The 21,406-nt window shown below is 50.8% G+C and carries 22 protein-coding genes; 9 read left to right on the forward strand and 13 right to left on the reverse strand.

Going from position 1 to position 21,406, the window contains the following annotated elements; genetic code table 11:
* Positions 1–27 precede the first annotated feature (27 nt).
* The 5 genes from scpB to GN278_09960 all read right to left on the reverse strand — a co-directional run bounded on the left by scpB (position 28) and on the right by GN278_09960 (position 5,539).
* The gene (scpB, locus tag GN278_09940; GenBank protein ID XAT61030.1) at positions 28–693 is read right to left on the reverse strand and encodes an SMC-Scp complex subunit ScpB; all 666 of its coding nucleotides are present in this window, start codon (positions 691–693) and stop codon (positions 28–30) included.
* Complete coding sequence (locus GN278_09945; GenBank protein XAT61031.1) at positions 686–1,483, reverse strand: segregation/condensation protein A; 798 nt, start codon at positions 1,481–1,483, stop codon at positions 686–688. The genes scpB and GN278_09945 overlap by 8 nt, the downstream gene beginning before the upstream one ends.
* Positions 1,484–1,597: 114 nt before the next feature.
* Positions 1,598–2,518: an SPOR domain-containing protein gene (locus GN278_09950; GenBank protein XAT61032.1), complete on the reverse strand. Its 921-nt coding sequence runs from the start codon at positions 2,516–2,518 to the stop codon at positions 1,598–1,600.
* Between the two features lie 75 nt (positions 2,519–2,593).
* Complete coding sequence (locus tag GN278_09955) at positions 2,594–4,339, reverse strand: arginine--tRNA ligase (GenBank protein XAT61033.1); 1,746 nt, start codon at positions 4,337–4,339, stop codon at positions 2,594–2,596.
* A gap of 51 nt (positions 4,340–4,390) precedes the next feature.
* The gene (locus GN278_09960) at positions 4,391–5,539 is read right to left on the reverse strand and encodes a deoxyguanosinetriphosphate triphosphohydrolase (protein ID XAT61034.1); all 1,149 of its coding nucleotides are present in this window, start codon (positions 5,537–5,539) and stop codon (positions 4,391–4,393) included.
* A gap of 82 nt (positions 5,540–5,621) precedes the next feature.
* Between GN278_09960 and GN278_09965 the strand changes: the two genes are divergently transcribed.
* Entirely contained in the window at positions 5,622–5,945 is a 324-nt protein-coding gene (locus GN278_09965) for an iron-sulfur cluster assembly accessory protein (GenBank protein ID XAT61035.1), read from the forward strand.
* Positions 5,946–5,992: 47 nt separating this feature from the next.
* On the opposite strand, the gene GN278_09970 is transcribed toward GN278_09965, so the two are convergent.
* Both GN278_09970 and GN278_09975 read right to left on the reverse strand, forming a co-directional pair.
* Entirely contained in the window at positions 5,993–7,063 is a 1,071-nt protein-coding gene (locus GN278_09970) for a hypothetical protein (protein XAT61036.1), read from the reverse strand.
* Between the two features lie 237 nt (positions 7,064–7,300).
* Positions 7,301–7,591 carry a hypothetical protein gene (locus GN278_09975; GenBank protein ID XAT61037.1) on the reverse strand — a complete coding sequence of 97 codons (291 nt, stop codon included), beginning with the start codon at positions 7,589–7,591 and terminating at the stop codon, positions 7,301–7,303.
* Positions 7,592–7,845: 254 nt separating this feature from the next.
* Between GN278_09975 and xth the strand changes: the two genes are divergently transcribed.
* The gene (gene xth / locus GN278_09980) at positions 7,846–8,625 is read left to right on the forward strand and encodes an exodeoxyribonuclease III (protein XAT61038.1); all 780 of its coding nucleotides are present in this window, start codon (positions 7,846–7,848) and stop codon (positions 8,623–8,625) included.
* Here the strand turns inward: xth and GN278_09985 are convergent.
* Positions 8,622–9,797: an NAD(P)-binding protein gene (locus GN278_09985; GenBank protein XAT61039.1), complete on the reverse strand. Its 1,176-nt coding sequence runs from the start codon at positions 9,795–9,797 to the stop codon at positions 8,622–8,624. The genes xth and GN278_09985 overlap by 4 nt on opposite strands.
* Before the next feature lie 51 nt (positions 9,798–9,848).
* Positions 9,849–10,271 (reverse strand): RNA polymerase-binding protein DksA, encoded by a 423-nt coding sequence (dksA, locus tag GN278_09990; GenBank protein XAT62624.1) that lies wholly within the window; start codon positions 10,269–10,271, stop codon positions 9,849–9,851.
* A gap of 200 nt (positions 10,272–10,471) precedes the next feature.
* Between dksA and GN278_09995 the strand changes: the two genes are divergently transcribed.
* From GN278_09995 to GN278_10015, 5 genes are all read left to right on the forward strand, one after another.
* Entirely contained in the window at positions 10,472–11,311 is an 840-nt protein-coding gene (locus GN278_09995; GenBank protein XAT61040.1) for an AAA family ATPase, read from the forward strand.
* A 201-nt stretch (positions 11,312–11,512) separates the two neighbouring features.
* Complete coding sequence (locus GN278_10000) at positions 11,513–12,877, forward strand: DUF2927 domain-containing protein (GenBank protein ID XAT61041.1); 1,365 nt, start codon at positions 11,513–11,515, stop codon at positions 12,875–12,877.
* Positions 12,878–12,881: 4 nt separating this feature from the next.
* A complete protein-coding gene (locus GN278_10005; GenBank protein XAT61042.1) occupies positions 12,882–13,046 on the forward strand; it encodes an apolipoprotein acyltransferase in 165 nt (54 codons plus the stop codon).
* A gap of 3 nt (positions 13,047–13,049) precedes the next feature.
* Positions 13,050–14,234, forward strand: a complete 1,185-nt coding sequence (locus tag GN278_10010) for a VWA domain-containing protein (protein ID XAT61043.1) — start codon at positions 13,050–13,052, stop codon at positions 14,232–14,234.
* A gap of 38 nt (positions 14,235–14,272) precedes the next feature.
* Entirely contained in the window at positions 14,273–14,962 is a 690-nt protein-coding gene (locus tag GN278_10015) for a M48 family metalloprotease (GenBank protein XAT61044.1), read from the forward strand.
* Positions 14,963–15,040: 78 nt separating this feature from the next.
* Here the strand turns inward: GN278_10015 and GN278_10020 are convergent, their stop codons facing one another.
* Genes GN278_10020 through zwf form a run of 3 tightly spaced genes read right to left on the reverse strand, consistent with a single transcriptional unit; the run spans position 15,041 to position 18,804 of the window.
* Positions 15,041–16,645 (reverse strand): glucose-6-phosphate isomerase, encoded by a 1,605-nt coding sequence (locus GN278_10020; GenBank protein ID XAT61045.1) that lies wholly within the window; start codon positions 16,643–16,645, stop codon positions 15,041–15,043.
* Positions 16,646–16,684: 39 nt separating this feature from the next.
* Positions 16,685–17,356 carry a 6-phosphogluconolactonase gene (gene pgl, locus GN278_10025; GenBank protein XAT61046.1) on the reverse strand — a complete coding sequence of 224 codons (672 nt, stop codon included), beginning with the start codon at positions 17,354–17,356 and terminating at the stop codon, positions 16,685–16,687.
* Positions 17,356–18,804 carry a glucose-6-phosphate dehydrogenase gene (zwf, locus tag GN278_10030; GenBank protein XAT61047.1) on the reverse strand — a complete coding sequence of 483 codons (1,449 nt, stop codon included), beginning with the start codon at positions 18,802–18,804 and terminating at the stop codon, positions 17,356–17,358. The genes pgl and zwf overlap by 1 nt, the downstream gene beginning before the upstream one ends.
* Positions 18,805–19,009: 205 nt before the next feature.
* Here zwf and GN278_10035 point away from each other — a divergent pair, with 205 nt between their 5' ends.
* Positions 19,010–19,963 (forward strand): radical SAM protein, encoded by a 954-nt coding sequence (locus GN278_10035; protein ID XAT61048.1) that lies wholly within the window; start codon positions 19,010–19,012, stop codon positions 19,961–19,963.
* Positions 19,964–20,006: 43 nt separating this feature from the next.
* Here the strand turns inward: GN278_10035 and GN278_10040 are convergent, their stop codons facing one another.
* Positions 20,007–20,228 carry a hypothetical protein gene (locus tag GN278_10040; protein XAT61049.1) on the reverse strand — a complete coding sequence of 74 codons (222 nt, stop codon included), beginning with the start codon at positions 20,226–20,228 and terminating at the stop codon, positions 20,007–20,009.
* Between the two features lie 300 nt (positions 20,229–20,528).
* Between GN278_10040 and GN278_10045 the strand changes: the two genes are divergently transcribed.
* Positions 20,529–21,404 (forward strand): branched-chain amino acid ABC transporter permease, encoded by an 876-nt coding sequence (locus GN278_10045; protein XAT61050.1) that lies wholly within the window; start codon positions 20,529–20,531, stop codon positions 21,402–21,404.
* Positions 21,405–21,406: the final 2 nt, after the last annotated feature.

The raw sequence follows: 21,406 nt of genomic DNA on the forward strand, positions 1-21,406 counted from the left end.
TCACGCCGGAATTGTGGCGCTTTAATTTTAATCTTCGAACAGCTCACTCTGACCGGGGGCGCCAGTATCTTCATCCTCGTCGCTCTCTGGTCCGGGCACGGCACCTAAAGGCGGCCGGCTTTCCAACAGACCAGCGGCGCGCAATTCTTTCAGACCTGGCAAATCACGCGCACTTTCAAGCCCGAAATGGTCTAAAAACGTCTGCGTCACGACAAAGGTAACAGGCCGCCCGGGGGTCATTTTACGCCGGCCAAAGCGGATCCATTCCATTTCAAGCAATTGATCCACTGTGCCGCGCGAAACAGATACACCACGGATTTCTTCGATCTCTGCCCGCGTTACCGGTTGATGATAGGCGATAATGGCCAATGTTTCGATCGCAGCACGGCTGAGCTTGCGGGTTTCAACAGTTTCTTTTTGCATCAAAAACCCAAGATCACCGGCTGTCCGGATGGCCCAAGCATCCCCCACTTTTACCAGATGAACGCCGCGCCCTTCATAGCGCTTGCGCAAATGCATCAAAGCCTCTGCGGCATCACAGCCATGCGGCATTCGGGCATTTAATTCGGTCACTGTCACAGGCTCTGCACTGGCAAAAAGGATCGCTTCCACCATACGTTCCTGCTCGCCCATTGGTGGCGCTTCAAACAGGCTTTCGCTGTCACGGCTGATGTCCGATGGGATGTCAGTCATCGGCGGTTCCTTTTCGTCTAAGCTCTATCGGCGAGAACATTTCATCTTGGCGCAGCTCAACGCGCCCAGCTTTGGCCAATTCTAATGAGGCTGCAAAAGTGGCCGCTGTGGCCGCCCGTCGCCGCTCTGGGTTGTGTAGCCAGTCTTCGGGCAGATAGCTTGAAATATCTGTCCAATCACCGGCATAGCCGATTAATCCCCGCATCCGTTCCAGCGCAGTCTCAAGGGTATAAACATTATCCCGGTCCATCACAAACGGCCGAAATTCATCGCGGGTTTTAATCCGAGAATAGGCCTGCATCAATTCAAGCAAATTAGCCGTGTAACTCACATGGCGGACACGTTCTACGGTTTCAGGCAGCCCGCGCACAAAAAAATCACGCCCCCGTTGATCGCGGGCCATAAGCTGTGCAGCGGCAGTGCGCATTGCCTGCAGACGTTCCAGTTGAAAGGCTAGATGCGCTGCCAACTCTTCCCCACTTGGCCCCTGATCATTTGGATCAGGTGGCAATAAAAGACGGGACTTCAAAAAGGCCAGCCAAGCAGCCATCACCAGATAATCAGCTGCCAGTTCAAGGCGCAGGGCTTTGGCCCTTTCAACAAAGGATAAATACTGGCGCGCCAATTCCAAGATTGATATTTTCCGCAAGTCCACTTTTTGCGTGCGCGAGAGTGTCAGCAACAAATCAAGCGGCCCTTCATAGCCGTCGACATCAATTATAAGGGCCTCGGCCGAGACACGCTCAGCCACTATTGGCTGTAGGTCAAAAGAGGCCGTCGTATCGCTCATTCCATGTCTCCAGGCGCTGAGCTGCCTTTGAAATTGTTTCGTCTTATTGACTGCATAATTTGTATTATGGCATCCCCTTCAGCAACAAAAGCCATCTGTGGGCGAGCGCTCTGCTTAGCGTGTGACAACAGGGACACAATCGGTTTCAGCCGCTTTAAGTGTTGAACAGAAACGGCGCGCGTCACTGAGGTCGCTAAATCCAGCTGCGCGCAGCCGGTAGAATATACGGCCGCCATTCACGGCGCGCTGGATCACCAACTCGCGCCCTGCCATAAAGCTTGAAAATTTGCCGCTAAGCCGGCGCCATTCCGAGCGGGCGATTTCTGGCGAGGCAAAAGCCCCCAGTTGCACCAAAGCCGTGCCAACTGGAATTTGGTCAGGGGCAAGTTCGCGCAAAGCGGCAAGTTCACCGCTGGGAACAGCCACGTCGCGCTGCAATCTATCGGGCCGTTTTTTGGGGCGTAACGAAACAAACTCAACGCTGGTTTGCGGCTCACTCAAGGCTTGCTTGAGCGCATTTTCAATACTAGAGCTGTCAAGACGCACAATTTCGCTTGTATCCAACTCACCATTCAACGGCGCAACTTCGACCGCTATCTGATCGGCTAATGTTTGAATATCAACCGTGGCCGCCTTGCGGCTGGGCGCGGCGATCACGGCCGTACTTACCGGTTCGATTTGCGCCGTAGGAATGTCGTCGTCACCCAAAGCCACTGGTCGCGGCGCGAGAGTGACAAACTCTGGTTGGGTATCATCCCCGGCCTCGACCACTTGATTGACCGATAGACCTTGGTTTAGTGCCGCTGTCCCACCGGGGTTTTGCGGTGCCACGCGCATCGGTTCGGCCGAAGCTTTAATCACGGGTACGCCGCTTACATCGCGCACCACCAGCCGGTATGCCCATAGTGACACCCCGATGACCAGTGCCAAGCTGACCAGTGCCCCGATCCAATTTGCAACTGAGCCAAGCGCACGGCTATCCTCTGCACCCTCTGGATCAGGCGTGCTTTGTTCACTCCGGGAATATACCACCATACTGCCCTCCGGTTTGAAACAGTCATCTGCTGTTCCTACGGTTCTCTGCCTCAGCTCTGCAGATTAGGCTTTATCCTAGCGCATTTCCTCTGCAGGCGTTACGCCAAGAATAGCAAGACCGGCGGAAATAACAACAGAAACGGCGCGTGCAAGAGCAATTTTTGCCTGCGACGTGCCAGGATCATCTTCCTGAACAAACCGCAAGGACGGCTCGTCATTGCCTTTGTTCCAGAGCGCATGCAATTCACTGGCCAATTCATAGAGGAAAAACGCCACCCGGTGCGGCTCATTCGTGCGCGCCGCTATTTCAATCAGTCGCGGCCATTCTGCCAGTTTCTTGGCAACATTTAGCTCTGACGGATGCGACAGCAGCCTTAGATCAGCCGCTTTTAATGTAGTGTCATCAACTGTGATACCCGCCTCGCTTGCGCGGCGCAGCACACTGCACACGCGCGCATGGGCGTATTGCACATAAAAAACCGGATTTTCGCGCGATTGCTCGAGCACCTTGTCGAAATCAAAATCCAGCGGCGCATCATTTTTGCGGGTCAGCATGACAAAACGGGTGACATCCGCGCCCACCTGATCAATCACATCACGCAGAGTGACAAATGTCCCTGCCCGCTTGGACATTTTAAACGGTTCGCCGTCTTTATAGAGACGCACAAGTTGGGTCAGCTTAACCTCGAGCGGGACCTTGCCATCCGACAAAGCAGAAACCGCAGCTTTCATGCGTTTCACATAACCGCCATGGTCGGCGCCTAGAATATCAATCAGCAAATCAAAGCCGCGGTCCACTTTATCACTGTGATAGGCAATATCAGGGGCAAAATAGGTCCAACTGCCATCTGATTTCATCACTGGGCGGTCGACATCATCGCCATGATCAGTGGATTTAAACAACGTTTGCTCGCGCGGTTCCCAATCTTCGGGCTTTTTACCCTTTGGGGGTTCTAAAACGCCTTCGTAAATAAGGCCTTTGGCGCGCAGCTTATCAATTGTAGATTCGATCCGCCCAGTGCCATAAAGGGACTTTTCACTAAAGAAATAATCCATCTTTACACCCAAAAGCGCAAGATCTTCGCGGATCATCTCCATCATGGCCGTGGATGCAAATTCGCGCACATCGGCCAGCCAAAATTGTTCGCCTTTATCAATGAACTCAGCGCCGACTTTGTCTTTAAGTGCCTGACCAACAGGAATAAGGTAATCACCGGGATAGGTGCCATCTTCAAAGGCCACCTCGCGCCCATGCGCTTCGAGATAGCGCAGATAGACCGAGCGTGCCAAAACATCGACCTGAGCGCCGCCATCATTGATGTAATATTCGCGTGTGACCGCGTAGCCGGCGTAATCCAAAAGACTGGCCAGCGCATCGCCAAAGACCGCGCCGCGAGTGTGGCCCACGTGCAAAGGTCCGGTTGGGTTGGCGCTTACATATTCGACATTCACTCGCTGACCTGCTCCGACTGACGAGCGCCCAAAACTCTGGCCATGTTCAAGCACATCTTTGACCAGTGATTGCCAAACCTCAGGCGCAAGCCGCAAGTTCAAAAACCCCGGGCCAGCCACGTCCGCCGCCGTAATCCGCATGTCTTGGCGCAGGGCGGCGGCCAGTAGATCCGCGATCTCACGTGGCTTGCGGCCAGACGGCTTGGCCAAAACCATAGCGGCATTGGTCGCCATATCCCCATGCAAAGGATCACGCGGTGGCTCGACCGCCACAGCGTCAAAGCTTAGTCCAGTGGGCAATTCCCCATCTGCGGTCATTTTTTCAAGTGCCGCAAGAACCAGCGCCCGGATTTCGCTAAAAAGGTTCATAAGTCTTAATCCTTTATCTTGCGCTGCGGTTTATCATGCACAGGGGCAAGGTCAATGTGTCTTTGTTTGTGCAAGCCGTTCGTATTCTTGCAAGGCAAACCGATCCGTCATCCCAGCGATATAATCCACCACAATGCGCGCCAGCGCCACATCATCTTCGGCTTTTTGCACGTCCTTACGCCATTGTTTTGGCAATAGCTCGGGGTGCTGCATAAAAAGTGGAAATAACGTGGTCACCGCCTCGGTAACCTCTTTGCGCATTTTCACCACACTGGGCGCGCGGTACATCCGATGGAATAAAAATTTACGTACCACTTTAAGATCACCCCATAACCCATTGCTAAACTGAATCATTGGACGGCCAGCATAGCGAACGTTACTCGCAGTTTTAGGCGTAAGCTCTGCCAAATTGGTGCGGGCAATGGCAATTACATCTTCGACCAGCACACCAAAAAACCGCCGCAAGGCTTCGTGGCGGCGGCGATAGTAATTCAGGCCCGGATATTTGCGATCAACCTCGGCAAAACAGTCCTGCAAAATAGGGAGCTCTGCCAACTCATCAGTGGAAAACAATTCCGCCCTTAGACCATCGTGAAGATCATGACTGTTATAGGCAATATCATCAGCCAATGCGGCCACCTGTGCCTCGGTGCTGGCATAGCTGTGCAATTCAAGATCATGCAGGGCATTATATTCAGCCAGAGCATAGGGCAATGTGCCGATGACAGGCCCGTTATGTTTGGCAATTCCTTCCAAAGTTTCCCATGTTAGGTTGAGCCCGTCAAAATCCGCATAATGGCGCTCGAGGTTGGTTACGATCCGCAGAGCCTGTGCATTATGATCGAACCCACCATAGGGCTCCATCAGAGCGTTAAGCGCATCTTCGCCAGTGTGGCCAAATGGGGGATGACCCAGATCATGAGCCAGAGCCACCGCTTCGGTCAATTCAGCGTTTAACCCCAAAACGCCCGAAATAGTACGGGCCACTTGGGCCACTTCGATGGAATGGGTCAGACGGGTTCGAAAATAATCCCCTTCATGTTCGATAAAAACCTGCGTCTTGTGCTTAAGTCGGCGAAACGCGCTGCAGTGAATGATTCTATCGCGGTCCCGCTGAAAACAAGAGCGAAACGTGCTTTCGTCTTCGGGGTATAACCGCCCCCGACTGTTCGCCGGGTCTGATCTAAATTCAACAGCCATTATTAGGTCTTTCTTGTCGTGGCGCTTTAAAGCGCTTATATGGTAAAAAAAGACAAGAGTTAACCGGTTGGAGCGGCGTGAAATGCAACTACCCCCAAAAGTTACCGAACGCGCCTTTGCGCGGCTTGCAGAAATCAATGCCGGAAGCGAGGGGCAAGCACTGCGTGTTGCGGTCGAAGGCGGTGGTTGTTCCGGATTTCAATATGATATTCGGCTAGATGCGCCGGCAGCGGATGATTTTGTGCTTGAGGGCAACGGCCAAAAAGTCATTGTTGACAGCACCTCGCTGCCGTTTTTGGAAAATGCAGTGATTGATTTTTCCCAAGAATTGATCGGGGCACGGTTTGTGATTGAAAACCCCAATGCGTCAAGCTCTTGTGGATGTGGTACAAGCTTTTCAATTTAGCCTAAATTTTACAGTATTCTGCTCTGCGGTTAGCTGCGCAGAAAATACTAGCGCATAAGCACCGCATTGCTGCGCGCAAAGCCGGCGAAAAACTCTTCAAAACGGGGGCTTGATTTTTCCGCCAGCTCTAGAATGCTATAAGCATCGGTTGACAGATCAACGGTGATCCTTCCCCGCATTTTTTCCCATTCAGCACAGCGCTGAGCATCCATTTTAAAAATGCTTTCAGATAGCCCCCGTAGTGGAGAAACTGATTTTTGGGAGGCTTGAAAACTCATTGCCCGAGCCAGTAGCTTGCCTTCAAACACGGGGTTTCCCCGCAGAGCGGCCAGCCAGTTGCCCATAAAATATGAATGATAGTGATCCTGAACAGCGCCATTGGCACATTCAGAAACTTGATACTCGGCCAATTCCTCGCCAATCCAGGTTTCCCATTCTTTGGGCGGCATGGCCCCAGCAAATCGCATGGCAATACAAATCTCAGACAGCAGATCAACGTTTTGATCGAGCAAAGCCAGGAGACCGGCGAATTCAAGTGAAATAAAGGCGTCGGCGCTAATCTTGGGGTCTTGATTGCCATACTCACTTAGATAAAAAATAATATGCGTCAGCTCATATGCGGCTTTTTTATTTGGTACGGCGAAGGTTTTGGTATGGCTGATAAATCTGTGTAATCTTTCAAGCAGCCCACCGTTGCCCGAGGCAATTTGGATGCCGCCTCTTTGCAAAAGCCGTTCCGCCTCGGCACGCTGTAAATCTGACAGCTCAGCCGATGCCAAAGACTGTGCATCAACCCAATTGGTCAGGGGAACGGCTTTGCCCCGCGCAAGGCCCAACGCCTCTAAATCTTGGGTTATCGACAGCAAAAACCTGTAGTATTGTGGAAAAAACGACATTCGTTTTTCTATGCTGGCATAAAAGTCGCGATACGGCGCAAGGTCGGCGGGATCAACGGTTAGACCACTGCTGTATAGAATATTCAAAAGCTCAGCGTTTTCTTTAAGCCAGAACACATCATCGCCAAAGCGGCGCTGTGTGGCGAAACACTTTATCATCGCTTCAATCCGGCCGCTTTGCGAATTTGCACGGGGCACGCTAAAGGGAATGACATTTGACATCACGAAACTCCTTTAATTTTGGCTTGGACCGGCAAGCGCTGGCTTGATAAACCAGTGCAACTGTAAAATACCGCAGATGGGCTGGGGGTGGGGTTCAGGGACGCCCATCTGCGGCCACACCGTTCTTGTTTCGCTCATAAACAAGAAAGGCCGCTGGGAACCCGAGGGGTGTCTCAGCAGAGATTTTATGCACGCCCCAAGAACTGGGAGATAGTCGCCAAGGGCATGCGAGAGAATTTATGAGGCTGATACAAACAGCGCGACATTATCCCCTGATGTGCAGCTCACGCCAGTTTCGGGCGAAGAGGCTGAAACAAATAGCTCGACACGATCGCCGGCTTGGCAGTCTGTCCCCGTGCTCGGGGTAGAGGCTGAAACAAAAAGACCAACCTCATCGCCCAGAAGGCAATTCGCGTTCGTTGATGGTGAAGACGCAGACACAAACAAGTCGACGTTATCCCCGGTGAAAAGGCTTTCATTTTCTTGAAAAAATTCTTCGGTTTGGATTTGGGTTGAATGGCTATACATGATTTTCTCCTATCTAATAAATTCACCTTACACAACTCTAGGTTGTATTTCAAGGGATTTCTTTGCCTAAATCTAAACCTGATGTCCTCTCACCCTAACCCTATGTATTCATGCGTTTTAAAAAATATGGAACTGACCGTTTTTCAAAATAAGGTTGATAAATTTGGCATAAGTTAGGATTTTCGCAAGCAACACTTGCATCCAGAAGCGCTTCGGCGATAGATAGAAATCAACCGCTGCCAAAGGGTCTTTTCATGAAAATAGCGAGCTTTAACGTCAATGGGATCAAAGCCCGCGCCAATGCGCTATGCGACTGGTTGGACGAAGCTGCCCCCGATGTTGCCCTGCTGCAGGAAATTAAATCTGTCGACGAGGGCTTTCCCTCCGAGCTGTTCGAAGACCGCGGGTATAATGTGGCCACCCATGGCCAAAAATCCTTTAACGGTGTCGCTATATTATCAAAGCTGCCGCTTGAGGATATCACAACAGGCCTTCCTGGCGATCCAGAAGACGAGCAAGCAAGATGGATTGAAGCCACTGTTGTTGGACAGCAAGCGCTTCGTATTTGCGGGCTCTATCTGCCCAATGGCAATCCGGTACCGGGACCAAAATACGACTATAAGCTGGCCTGGATGGACCGGCTTTACCGCCGCGCGCAAGAGTTGATCCAAGACCCGATGCCGGCCCTAATGGCAGGTGACTATAATATCATCCCACAATCCGAAGATGCGGCGCGACCCGACGCATGGACAAAAGATGCGCTGTTTTTACCCCAAAGCCGCGATAAATTTCGCAAAATTGTAAATCTAGGCTTCACAGATGCGTTTCGCGCGCGCCATCACGGCGCCGGTCATTACAGCTTTTGGGATTATCAAGCCGGCGCATGGAACCGCAACGACGGGATTCGCATTGATCATTTTCTATTAACGCCGTCCTGTGCCGATTTACTGCAGGACTGCCAGATTGATCATCAAATCCGCGCTCGCGAAAAGCCCTCAGATCATGTTCCGATTTGGGTTAAGCTTGATCTTTAGGATTGCTGCGCTGTGACATCATGGCGGTAAAGCCAGTCAAACTGACCAATTAACTGCCGCGGTGCGGCCGCTGCTATGAACCGCATGGATGAATGTGCAGCCCACCGCAGAGGCGGCGCGCTCAGGTGATATTTCCACGCATTGCCAGACGCAGCATGCATAGTTCTTTCAACGCGGGCTTTGCGCCGAGCTTGATAGCCGTTCAAACGCTGTTGCATCGGCGCTTGTCCATCAAGGCTGTTGGCAAGAACCCAGGCATCTTCCAGTGCCATATTTGCCCCTTGGGCCAAAAACGGAAGCATCGGATGCGCAGCATCCCCCACCAGCGCCATTTGGCCCTGCCCCCAGCAAGTGGCTACAGGATGTAAAAACAGCCCCCAAAGATGAACTGTGTCCAGCCCGCCTAGCAGCGATTTTGCCATTCCACCAAAATCGGAAAATGCCGCCTGTACGTTGCAGGGTTCGTCACGCTGTGCCCAGCCCTCTTCTGTCCATTGAGACCGCTCTTGAACCATCACAAGGTTGACATCAGAGCGGCCGCGCAGCGGATAGCTGACCATATGCCGCCTTGGGGCCATATGCACAACGGCATGATCAGGATGATCGCAGGTATTTGGTACAATGGCCCGCCAGGCGACCTGACCAGAGAACCGGGGCAAAGTGTCATTGCCAAGCGCAGGGCGCATCAGGGATTTGACCCCATCGGCCCCCACCACAAAATCCGCTGTGTAGGACAAGCCGCTTTGGGTGTTGATATGCGGCGCATCAGGGATCCCAAGATCGACAACAGTTTGCGAAAATTCGAACTCGACCCCTTTGGCACGGCAGGCGTCATACAAGAGCTGCACCAAATCTGCACGATGGACAAAGGTATATTCAAGATCGGAAACATAGCGCTCTAAGTCTAATCGGCAGACCAAGCGGCCCCGACGGTAATCACATAAATCAACCGCTTTTGCCCGCAGGCCTAATGCACGCAATTGCGGCGCAACACCAAGCGCGTAAAGCACAGCGAACCCATTGGGCGAAACTTGCAAACCCGCGCCCACTTCGCTGAGCGCATCAGCTTGCTCAAACACCAGCACGTCAGCGCCGCGAAGGCGCAGCGCAAGCGCCGTGGCCAAACCGCCGATACCGGCGCCAATAACTGCTATTTTCTGGCCGTGGATCATAGGGCACCAAAAACAAAAAACCGAAGCAGTGCTTCGGCTTTCGGTATTTGCTTATTCGTCGCGGTGAACTTTTTCGCGCCGTTCATGTCGTTCTTGCGCCTCTAAGCTCATGGTGGCAATGGGCCGGGCGTCCAGTCGCTTGAGAGAGATAGGATCGCCAGTCACCTCGCAATAGCCAAATTCACCTTCATCGATTCGGCGCAATGCAGCATCAATTTTGGTGACCAGCTTGCGTTGCCGGTCGCGGGTACGAAGTTCAAGGGCGCGGTCAGTTTCTTCACTGGCGCGATCCGCAATATCGGGAATGTTGCGGGTGCCGTCCTGCAGGCCCTCAATGGTTTCCTTACTATCACTGAGCAAATCGTTTTTCCAAGCCAGTAACTTTTGGCGAAAATACTCAAGTTGACGGTCATTCATAAAGGGTTCGTCTTCTGCAGGAGTATAATCCTTCGGAAGAAAGGCCTCTTGATTCATTTCCTCTCCTTCATGCAAGTCAGCATGGGACATGCTCGCTCCTTCTGATTTAAAAGCGATATTCTGCACCGCACCTAACGCAACACAACGTCATTGTCACTAGTCAATAGCAACGCATTGCAGCAAAATAAGTTTCCGTCTAGGGTTCGCGCGCAGGCCACACGGCTGCGGACCATATCAAGAATACAGTAGGGTTAACTATGAAATTTACCGGAACCAAAGACTATATCGCAACCGACGACCTCACCATTGCAGTGAATGCGGCGGTGACGCTTGAGCGGCCACTCCTCATTAAGGGCGAGCCGGGTACCGGAAAAACCGAACTTGCCAAACAGGTGGCTGCAGGACTGGGTTTGAAGATGATCGAATGGAATGTCAAATCCACCACCAAAGCCCAACAAGGCCTTTATGAATATGATGCCGTTAGCCGCTTGCGCGACAGTCAACTGGGTGAGCAAAAAGTGCATGATGTGTCCAACTACATCCGCAAAGGCAAATTATGGCAAGCTTTTGACGCCGACGAAAAAGTTGTGCTTTTGATTGATGAAATCGACAAAGCGGACATCGAATTTCCCAATGATCTATTGCAGGAACTCGATAAAATGGAGTTCTATGTCTATGAAACCGGTCAAACCGTTGCGGCAAAGCACCGGCCGATTGTGATCATTACCTCGAACAATGAAAAAGAATTGCCAGACGCATTTTTGCGGCGCTGTTTCTTTCATTATATCCGTTTTCCCGATGTCGATACTTTGAAGCAGATTGTCACTGTCCACCATCCGGGAATTAAAGAGGGGCTTTTGACCACCGCGCTGACGCAGTTTTTTGAGCTGCGCGAACAACCCGGTCTTAAGAAAAAGCCATCAACCTCAGAGGTTCTCGATTGGCTCAAGCTTTTGTTGGCCGAGGACCTTACTGCCGATGATCTAAAACGTGACGGAGCAAATGCGCTGCCCAAATTGCACGGCGCGTTACTGAAAAATGAACAAGATGTGCATTTGTTTGAACGGCTGGCCTTTATGGCCCGCGGCGAGCGGTGACGTACTGCAGTCGCAAATAAGCCAGAGTTAACCCTAACGGGGTCACATTTTGGCCCCAAAAAATTTTTAAACGATTCGAATGATTTATGCTCTTTGCCTGAACACATTGGAAATCCTTAGATTTTTACCTTTGCTTTTTGCTGCTTACTCCTATCATGGGTGCAGTCCTATATTGCGAAACTCATCTAGGTTTAAAAGCAAATGAACCGCTGTCTTTCTTTCGTTCTTCTCTTGCTTTGCGGCTGCATGCCGATGCCGCAGGATGAAATTGTGAGCCGGACAGACACCCGCTGGCAAACTGGTTTATTTCAAAATCCGTTTCCCGCATCGAATGTGCCAATTTTGCTAAATTCCAACGTTGATCTGGCACGCGATTTCTTGGATCTGTCCTTTTCTTTAGAAAGTGGGCGTGCTCTGCCTATGTTTACGAGGTTCGAAGGACCAATTTCGGTTCGGCTTTCGGAACCTGCCGCCGAATCACTCCCTGCTGATTTGAACCGGCTGATAGACCGATTGAGCCGCGAGGCCGGTTTGGAAATATTTTTGACGAAATCAAAGACCGCAAATATCACTATTCAATCGGTTTCACGGGCGCAGCTTCGCAAAGCCTTGCCAAACGCGGCCTGTTTTGTTGTTCCAAATGTCAGCTCGCTGAGCGAGTTTAAGCTTAGACGAAACAGCAAGGCCACAAGCTGGTCACACCAAACCAAGCGCCTTAAGGTTGCAATTTTTCTTCCCTCTGATGCCACGCCGCAAGAGGTGCGCGACTGCTTGCATGAAGAGTTTGCGCAGGCGCTTGGCCCCCTGAACGACCTTTACCGCTTGCCCAACTCTGTGTTTAACGATGATAATGTGCATACGGTTTTGACCAGTTTTGACATGCTAATATTAAAAATAACCTATGCTCCTAGCCTCAAGAGCGGCATGAGCCGTACTCAAGTACAGGCGCGATTGCCCGCAATCTTGAAAAAAATTAATCCACGCGGAACCGCGATCCGCCCTAGCTATTTCAAAACCACGCCGAGGGACTGGATCAATTTGATACAAACCTCGTTTAGCCCCGATATATCCCTTAACAGGCGCAGCAAAGCTGCCCGTCAATCTGTATCAATCGCGCAGACCAATGGGTGGCAAGACCACCGCCTAGGTCTAAGTTTCTTTTCGCTGGCTTTGACAACCCAGTCGCAAGATATCAAACTGGCCAGATCTTATTTTGAAGCTGCTATGGAAATATTTCAACGCAATCCAGAATCTCGATTACATCGGGCCTATGTGGCGTCACATCTTGCCTCTTACGCGCTTATGGATAACCATCCGCAAAATGCTCTTGATATGGTAGTGCCAAATATTGTGATCGCGCGTGCGCATGAAAATGCAACGCTGCTTGCCACACTTTTGTTGTTAAAAGCCAAAGCTCTAGAAAACCTTGGGCGCAGAGATGAAGCACGTAGCGTTCGACTGGACAGTTTGCGCTGGGCAGGGTACGGGTTTGGCTCAGAACAGGCTTGGAAAATGAAGCAACGCAACATCAGTGAGCTGAGCGCGCGTTTGCTAGACGGCGGATGACAAAATGTACTTACTTTTTGGCTTAATCGGGGCAACAATCGGCGGTGTGACGGCAAAACGGCGTAAGGGCCGCGCAGCCGATATCGCACAATATGCCGCCGCCTATGGCATTCTCTTTACAATCCTTGGGCTGATGCTAACAATTTTTGTTGAACGGGTGTTGATATAGCCAATGTTTTTGCCGTTTTTTGATAGCTTGCGAAAAACTGGTGTTCCGGTTTCAATGCGTGAATTTCTAAGCTTTCTTGAAGCAATGCAGGCCGGTCTTTCGACCTATGATATTGATGCTTTTTATTTTCTCGCCCGCGCAACAATGGTTAAAGACGAACGCAACCTTGATAAATTTGATCGCGCCTTTGCCGCCACTTTCAAGGGGTTGGAAAAAATATCCGCAGCCGAGGTTCTGAACGCGGTCGATATTCCGGCGGAGTGGCTGCAAAAACTGGCGGAAAAGCATCTGAGCGCCGAAGAGCAGGCCGAAATTAAATCGCTTGGCGGTTTTGAAAAACTGATGGAAACGCTCAAAGAGCGGCTCAAAGAACAGGAAAAGCGCCATCAGGGCGGCAGCAAATGGATCGGTACGGCCGGTACATCGCCATTTGGTGCCTATGGCTATAACCCTGAAGGCGTGCGCATCGGGCAAAACGAAAGCCGCAACAAACGGGCGGTCAAGGTGTGGGACAAGCGAGAGTTTAAAAACCTTGATGACACGGTTGAGCTTGGCACCCGCAATATCAAAGTGGCGCTGAAGCGCCTGCGTAGGTGGGCCCGTGACGGCGCCGAGGATGAGCTGGATATTGACAGCACCATCCGCTCGACCGCTGAAAACGGCTATCTTGATGTGCAAACCCGCCCCGAGCGCCGCAATGCCGTCAAAGTGCTGTTGTTTTTGGATGTTGGCGGATCAATGGATCCCTATATTCGTGTGGTCGAAGAGCTGTTTTCCGCAGCGCGCAGCGAGTTTAAACATCTTGAATATTATTATTTTCACAATTGCCTGTATGAAGGCGTTTGGCGCGACAATCATCGACGCTGGAACGATCAAACGCCAACCGAAGAAGTATTTCGCACCTACGGGCCGGATTACAAATGTATCTTTGTCGGGGACGCCAGTATGTCGCCCTATGAAATTGCCTATCCGGGCGGCGCAAATGAGCATTGGAACCCCGAAGCAGGTCAGGTTTGGCTTGAGCGCGCGCGCGACCAATGGACATCCAATATCTGGATCAATCCCCTGCCCGAACGCCATTGGGGCTATACCCATTCCATTTCCATGATCCGTGAGATTTTTGAAGACCGTATGGTCCCGATGACCTTGGCGGGGCTTCAGAACGGGATGAAAGAGTTGGTGCGCTAAACCTTGTCTTTCGCGCCGCTCTTTACCATATCTTAATAATGCTAAGTTTTGCCCCAATTCTATTGGCTCTAATTTACGGGCTGGTGATGTATCGGTTTTCTGCTTACCGGTTGAGCAGAACGCTGAACAGCCAATCCGTTGAGTTGATGGATCCGAAGCTTCTGCCGCTGATCAAGCGTATGGCGCAGGCACTGGATATCGAAAAAATCGCGGTTTATATCTATGAAATTGAGCCGGTGAACGGGCTTGCCGCGCCAGATGGGCGTATTTTTATTACCCGCGGTTTTTATAAGAAATACCAAAATGGTGAGGTCTCAGGTGATGAGCTTGGCTCGGTGATCGCGCATGAGCTGGGTCACGTGGCTTTAGGCCATTCGCGGCGGCGCATGATTGATTTTTCGGGTCAAAACGCTGTCCGTGTTGCCCTTGGCATGGTGCTTGGGCGTATCATTCCCGGGATTGGTGGCTGGATCGGCAATATGATCGCAAATTTGCTCATGGCGAGGCTGTCACGCAGCGATGAGTATGAAGCCGATGAATATGCCTCTGCCCTGCTCACCAAAACCGGTATCGGCACCGACCCGCAAAAATCACTATTTCGCAAGCTTGAAGCGCTTACTGGTCAAATGGGAAGCGCGCCCGCTTGGCTTCTCAGCCATCCAAAGGTGGAGGATCGGATCAAGGCGATTGAAGCCTTTGACCAGAAATGGACTCCAAAAAGCGACTAAACTGCCGCCAACGTGATACTGACGCAATACCGACGTGATACTGATGCCCGAATTTGATGCAAAATGGGCCGCGCCAGCTTAGGTTTTTGAGAGGTGTAAATAGTCTATCAATTGCCGCGTCGAGCCATCAAGACCGGCTGCAGATTGCGTTCCGGCAACGATAGGACCAAGCGATGTAGCAAGCTCTTTACCAAGCTCAACGCCCCATTGGTCAAAGCTATTGATCCCCAAAATCGCACCCTCAACAAAAACCCTATGCTCATAAAGCGCGATAATCTGGCCCAGTACTTTTGGCGTAAGCTTCGGGTATAGCAAAGTTGTTGAGGGCCGGTTTCCAGCAAACACACGGTGTTTAGCTTGTCGCTCTAACTCATTGCCTTCAAACCCTTTTTCTCGCATCATCGCACGGGCTTCATCCAAAGAGCGGCCACACATCAGTGCTTGTGATTGGGCCAAACAGTTGGCAGACAAAAGCTGGTGATGCTGGTCCATATCCGGCTCATGGCCTTTGGCGGCCAGCATAAATTCACAGGGCACGACCTGTGTACCTTGATGAATAAGCTGGTAAAAAGCGTGCTGGCCGTTGGTGCCCGGTTCACCCCAGACAATAGGACCGGCAGGATAGCCCAGATCCGTGCCATCCATCGCCACAGACTTTCCGTTACTTTCCATCTCAAGCTGCTGCAAATACGCCGGCAACCGCGCCAACCGCTGATCGTAAGGCAACACCGCCCGACTAGAATATCCGCACACCTGATGATGCCACAGCCCCACCAATGCAAGCATCACCGGCATGTTTTCGACCATTGGTGCAGTTTGAAAATGTTGGTCCATTGCTTCGGCGCCCTGCAAGAAGGCAGTAAAGTTTTCAGGCCCAATAGCAATCATCAAACTTAGGCCAATAGGTCCCCACATAGAATAACGGCCCCCAACCCAATCAGCAAAGCCAAACACACGCTCTTCTGCTATGCCGAATTCGGTTGTTTTGTCTGCAGCACTTGATAATGCGGCAAATTGCTCTGCAGGTTTAGCGACCTTTCTTGACATCCAGTCCAAAGCAGTACGCGCGTTGGTCATGGTTTCAATTGTGGTAAATGTTTTTGACGCGACAATCACTAAAGTTGTTTCAGGATCAAGGCCTTGTAATGTATCGGCAATATGCGCAGCGTCGACATTTGAAACAAAGTGGCACCTTGGTCCATCATGATACGGTGCAAGTGCCAAACAGGCCATTGCCGGTCCGAGGTCCGATCCCCCAATACCGATATTAACCACGTCTGTGATGGCGCCCCCCTGCCCACGATATTCCCCACCCCGCACAGCATTGGCAAAATGCGTCATCCGCGCACGGCTTTCACGCACATTGGGCATTACATCAGAACCGGCTACAATGACAGGATCGGAGCCAAAAGTGCGAAGAGCACTATGCAAAACAGACCGACCTTCCGTGGCGTTGATTAGAGCGCCAGAAAACATTGCTGCGCGTTTCTGGGTCAATCCTTGCGCGCTTGCCAAATCTAATAGCGCCTGACGAGCCGGCTTATCTAAATTTGTCTTTGAATAGTCAAAGAACAACTGATCCGCTCGAACTGAAAAGTCACTTGCGCGATCTTCTGAAGCAAACAACGACAGAATAGATCTCTCTTTTTGCGCCGCCCAATGCGTCACAAGAGTTTCAAACATATTTTGATCCTTATTAAACTGCACCCTATCGTGCCGCTATTATGCCGCCCAATGAACCTGTGCGCCATTCAAAACCGCGCGCACCGGTGCCTCGGATGCAGATAAATGCTGTGCCTGTTCTATCGCAGCGCGCTTTTCCGCACCAAAAATAACAATATGCTTCGCTAGCGCTGCATCCAGGACGGGCGCTGACAGTGTGATCCGTGGTTCGGGCGCGCCGGGAGCCCGCATTGCCAAAACAGGCGGCGCATCAGGCGCCAGTGCGCGCTCAAGCTGATCTGCTTCGGGAAACAGCGAGGCCGTGTGCATATCTGCGCCCATACCCAATAGAAATACAGAAATTGGTAAGCTTTTCTGGATACTTGCGGTTATTTCTTCAAGTCCATCTTCTGGCGTATCAAATGGTGCATACAGCGCAATATGACCTGCCTCTTTCGCTCGATTTACAAATAGACGCCGCTTTAATAATCGGGTGTTAGACCTCTCACTGGTTTCGGGCACCCAACGTTCATCGCTCAGCATTATATCAACCGCAGTCCAATTGATCGCAGCAGCACATAGAAGATCAAAAATAGGCCCAGGCGTCGTTCCACCGGGAACCACCAATGTGGCCCGCGGTTGATGTAACAATGCTGCGTTTAGATCGCCGGCAATTTTTGATGCCAGCTCCATGGCTAGTTTTTCACGATCTGGATATTCTATGAGTTGCATTAGCGAATCTCTCGCCATTTTCTGTCATCGCGGTGCATGAGCATCAAGGCATCCTCGGGCCCAGAGCCGCCTGCATCATAGGCTTTTGGCACATCTTTTGTTTGGTCCCAATGGCCTATGATTGGGTCTGTCCAAGCCCATGCAGCTTCGACTTCATCACCCCGCATAAACAAAGTTTGGTTGCCGCGGATCACATCCATAATCAATCTCTCATAGGCATCTGGCACCTCACCCACTTCGGGGCCAAGCGCCTCGGCAAAGGTCATATCAAGCGGCACATCAATCAGCCGCATGCCGCCCGGGCCCGGCTCTTTGATGGTCACATCCATTGTGATACCTTCATCGGGTTGCAAACGGATAATAAGAGCATTCCGGTGGTTTCCCGCTTCAGGGCCGAAAATTGAATGGGGTGTTTCTTTGAAAACAACTGCAATTTCTGAGCTGCGCGCCCGCAGCCGCTTTCCAGTACGCAAGTAAAATGGGGTGCCTGCCCATCTCCAATTGCTTATATGGGTTTTGAGAGCCACATAGCTTTCGGTACGGGATCGCGGATTTTCCACATGAGCACGATAATCAGGGTGATCTGGTGACGCGCCGTATTGCCCACGCACCGTATGATGCGGTGAGACCGGATCAAGTGCGCGGATAACTTTAAGCTTTTCGTCGCGCACAGCATCTGGATCAAACTGTGCAGGCGGTTCCATTGCGATCAAACAAAGAAGCTGCATCAGATGGTTTTGGACCATATCGCGCATTGCACCAGAGGTGTCGTAATATCCGCCCCGTCCATCGACCCCAACAGTTTCGGCAACAGTGATTTGAATATGATCGACATATTGCGCATTCCAAAGGGGTTCAAACAGCATATTGCCAAAGCGCACCGCCATCAGGTTTTGCACGGTTTCTTTGCCAAGATAATGGTCAATTCTATAAATTTGATCTTCGGAAAAATGCTGCGCTAGTGTCGCATTAAGCAGTTGGGCCGATTTAAGATCGTGGCCGAAGGGCTTTTCCACAACTATGCGGCTGTCTGGAAGCGCAATTTCATGGCTATGCAACCGTTCGGCCAAATCCCCAAACAAGGCCGGCGCAACCGAAAAGTAGAATGCCCGCACGTGACCAGCACGCATTTTTGCCGCCAATTCCGTCCAGCCATTGGTCCCTTTGGCGTCTATGGCCACATAGGCCAAGCCACTTAGAAAAGCGTTTGTCACGTCGCTTGGAACATCCTTGGGTCCAAACTCTAAAAGTGCCTGTCTCGCGAATTCACGATACCCATCGGCATCATGATCAGCACGCGCAGCACCGATAATTTGCGCATTCTGCGGCATTTGACCCGCCATAAAGCGGCGAAACAAACCCGGCAAAATTTTGCGGCGCGCCAAATCACCCGTTCCGCCAAAGATTACCAAATCAAAAGGTTCGACCGGAATAACGCGTGAAACCATTTTTAGGCCCTCATTTGTTGGTTACTTTAGCTGATGCTGAACAGCCATCAACCCTGATATTGTTAGCGCTAACGTACGCAGCTTTATCGAACACACTCATCAAAGTCCACAGCTCTCATATATTCACAAATGCGTCAAATCCGCACCTTACGGTTGCTTAGGTGTAAAGGATCGTTAAAACAGTAGTACGACCATTGGAGAGCGAATGAATAAACAGCTACCTGTCCAGTTAAAGGGACGAAAATTCCTACATCGTGAGATAACAGCAGACGGATCGCCACGGGCCTCGGTCACTTTGAGCAGTCCAGAAACGCTTTGGTTCAATACTGGCACATTATGCAATATTACCTGTCCAAATTGTTATATTCACAGCTCTCCCAGTAATGACCGTCTGGTGTATATAAACAGTCAAGAGGTTGTGAATTTTTTAGATCAGATAAATAATCGCAACTGGCCCGTTCGTGAAATAGGCTTTACTGGCGGTGAGCCCTTTATGAACCCAGAAATGATTGATCTTGCTCGGGTTTCGTTGTCGCGGGGCTATCAGGTATTAATCCTGACAAATGCGATGCAACCGATGATGCGAAAATCAATGCAAAATGGATTGGTCGTTTTGCAGAGCAAATTCGCAGAGCAGCTGACGCTGCGAATTTCGTTGGATCATTGGTCTGCTGAAAAACATGATAGTGAGCGCGGTCAAGGCAGCTTTTTGAAAACCATAAAGGGCATGAGCTGGCTGCGCGACAATGGGATTAAGATGACTGTTGCCGGTCGCACGGTTTGGGGCGAAACCGATACCCAGTCCCGACAGGGATACGCCCAACTGTTCGCCAAGAACGGCTTTGACATTAATGCCAGTGATGCTGCGCAATGTGTTCTTTTTCCAGAAATGGATGAAACTGTTGAAGTCCCCGAGATCACGACCTCGTGCTGGGATATTCTAGGTAAACCAGCCGATAGCCCGATGTGCGCCTCGTCTCGCATGGTGGTAAAACGCAAGGGCGCAGATGCCCCCTGTGTGGTGGCCTGCACTCTGTTGGCCTATGATCGGCAATTTGAGATGGGAAGCACTTTAGAAGAGGCAGAGGCCAAAGTTTGGTTGAACCACCCGCATTGCGCAAAATTTTGTGTTTTGGGCGGCGCATCATGCTCTGGTTAGGGTCGATTTAAGACATTTAGTGACCCTCGCCTATATATCTCGCCTATATATGAGGCGCCTTTTTATACAATAGAATCTCTTTTGCTTCAGCGCTCAACTCGACCACCACAGCCGGGTCCGAGGGTGTACTTACAGTTCTTCGTTTTTGGTTAGCAAGTCTTGGATTCGCGGCATGCTTGAGCTCTGTTAAAAAATTCTGGGCAAGCAGACGGACTACAAGCTGCGCTTGAAGCTTGTTAAATTGGTAAGCATTAAATGAATTCATTTGAAAAATCCTTTGTTTGGCATATCCTTAACGGCACTTTTTTAGCTTTTTATAGTCTTATGTATTATTTTATACTCTTTAGTATATTTCTTGAAAACACTGTGTTTCAAATTCCACTTGCCCTCAAAGAGGGCAATACGCTTGAAAATCCGACGTTACGTTATATTTAAAGCGATTAATTTATTCCCCTTCAGAGCTTGACAAACACCCTATCGAAAGAGCCAATAAGGATAAAAAAGCACGGTGCTAGGGGGAAATACTGCCCTCTAAACAGCTCTTTGCTAAAGGGGGAGTGGACTTTTGGATATGCTTCAGCTGCTAATAAGCGGTCTATCGAATGGCTGTGTCTACGGCTTGATCGCAATGGGCTTTGTTCTCATTTACAAAGCCTCTGAAGCGATCAATTTTGCTCAGGGCGACATGATGATGCTGGGGGCTTTTGTCACTCTTGGCCTGACCAACGACCACTATATTGGCCTTCCATTTTGGGCCTCAGTGCCAATTGCGATGCTGCTTATGGGTATGATTGGGTATGCCCTTGATGCGCTTGTTTTGCGCAAGATGTTCGGGCAAAGCCAGATCGCTGTGGTGATTGTCACTATTGCCCTAGGGTTCGTTGCACGTTTTGTGGCAGGCGCAATTTGGGGATATGAGCCGCAAAGCCTTGAAAGCCCAATTGCCGGGCTTGATATTCGCTTTGCTGGGCTTTCGCTTGGGGTGGACGAGTTGATGGTGATCATTGTCACTATTGTGCTGACTGGCCTGCTTTATGTTTTCTTTGCCCGCACCAAACTGGGCATTGCAATGCAAGCCGCCAGTCAAAACCAAATGGCTGCGTTTTATATGGGCATTCCAGTGAAAAGAATGCATTCACTTGTGTGGGCCTTATCTGGGGTGATTGCTGCGATTGCAGGAATTTTATTTGCATCAAAAGGATCAATTGATCCCGCTACTGGACTTTTGGGCATCAAGGCCTTTGCTGCGGCCGTCATTGGAGGGCTTGGCAGTTTGCCAGGCGCGTTGATAGGAGGTTTGCTTGTGGGCGTCGTCGAGCCATTTGCCGCGCGATATATTGAAGGCGACATCGCACGTATTATGCCCTATTTGATACTGGTCGTTGTGTTGATTTTCCGTCCGCATGGTATCTTGTCCCAAGTGCAAAACAAGAAAGTCTAACC

This window comes from Rhodobacteraceae bacterium Araon29 (assembly GCA_039640505.1).
Classification (GTDB): domain Bacteria; phylum Pseudomonadota; class Alphaproteobacteria; order Rhodobacterales; family Rhodobacteraceae; genus CABZJG01.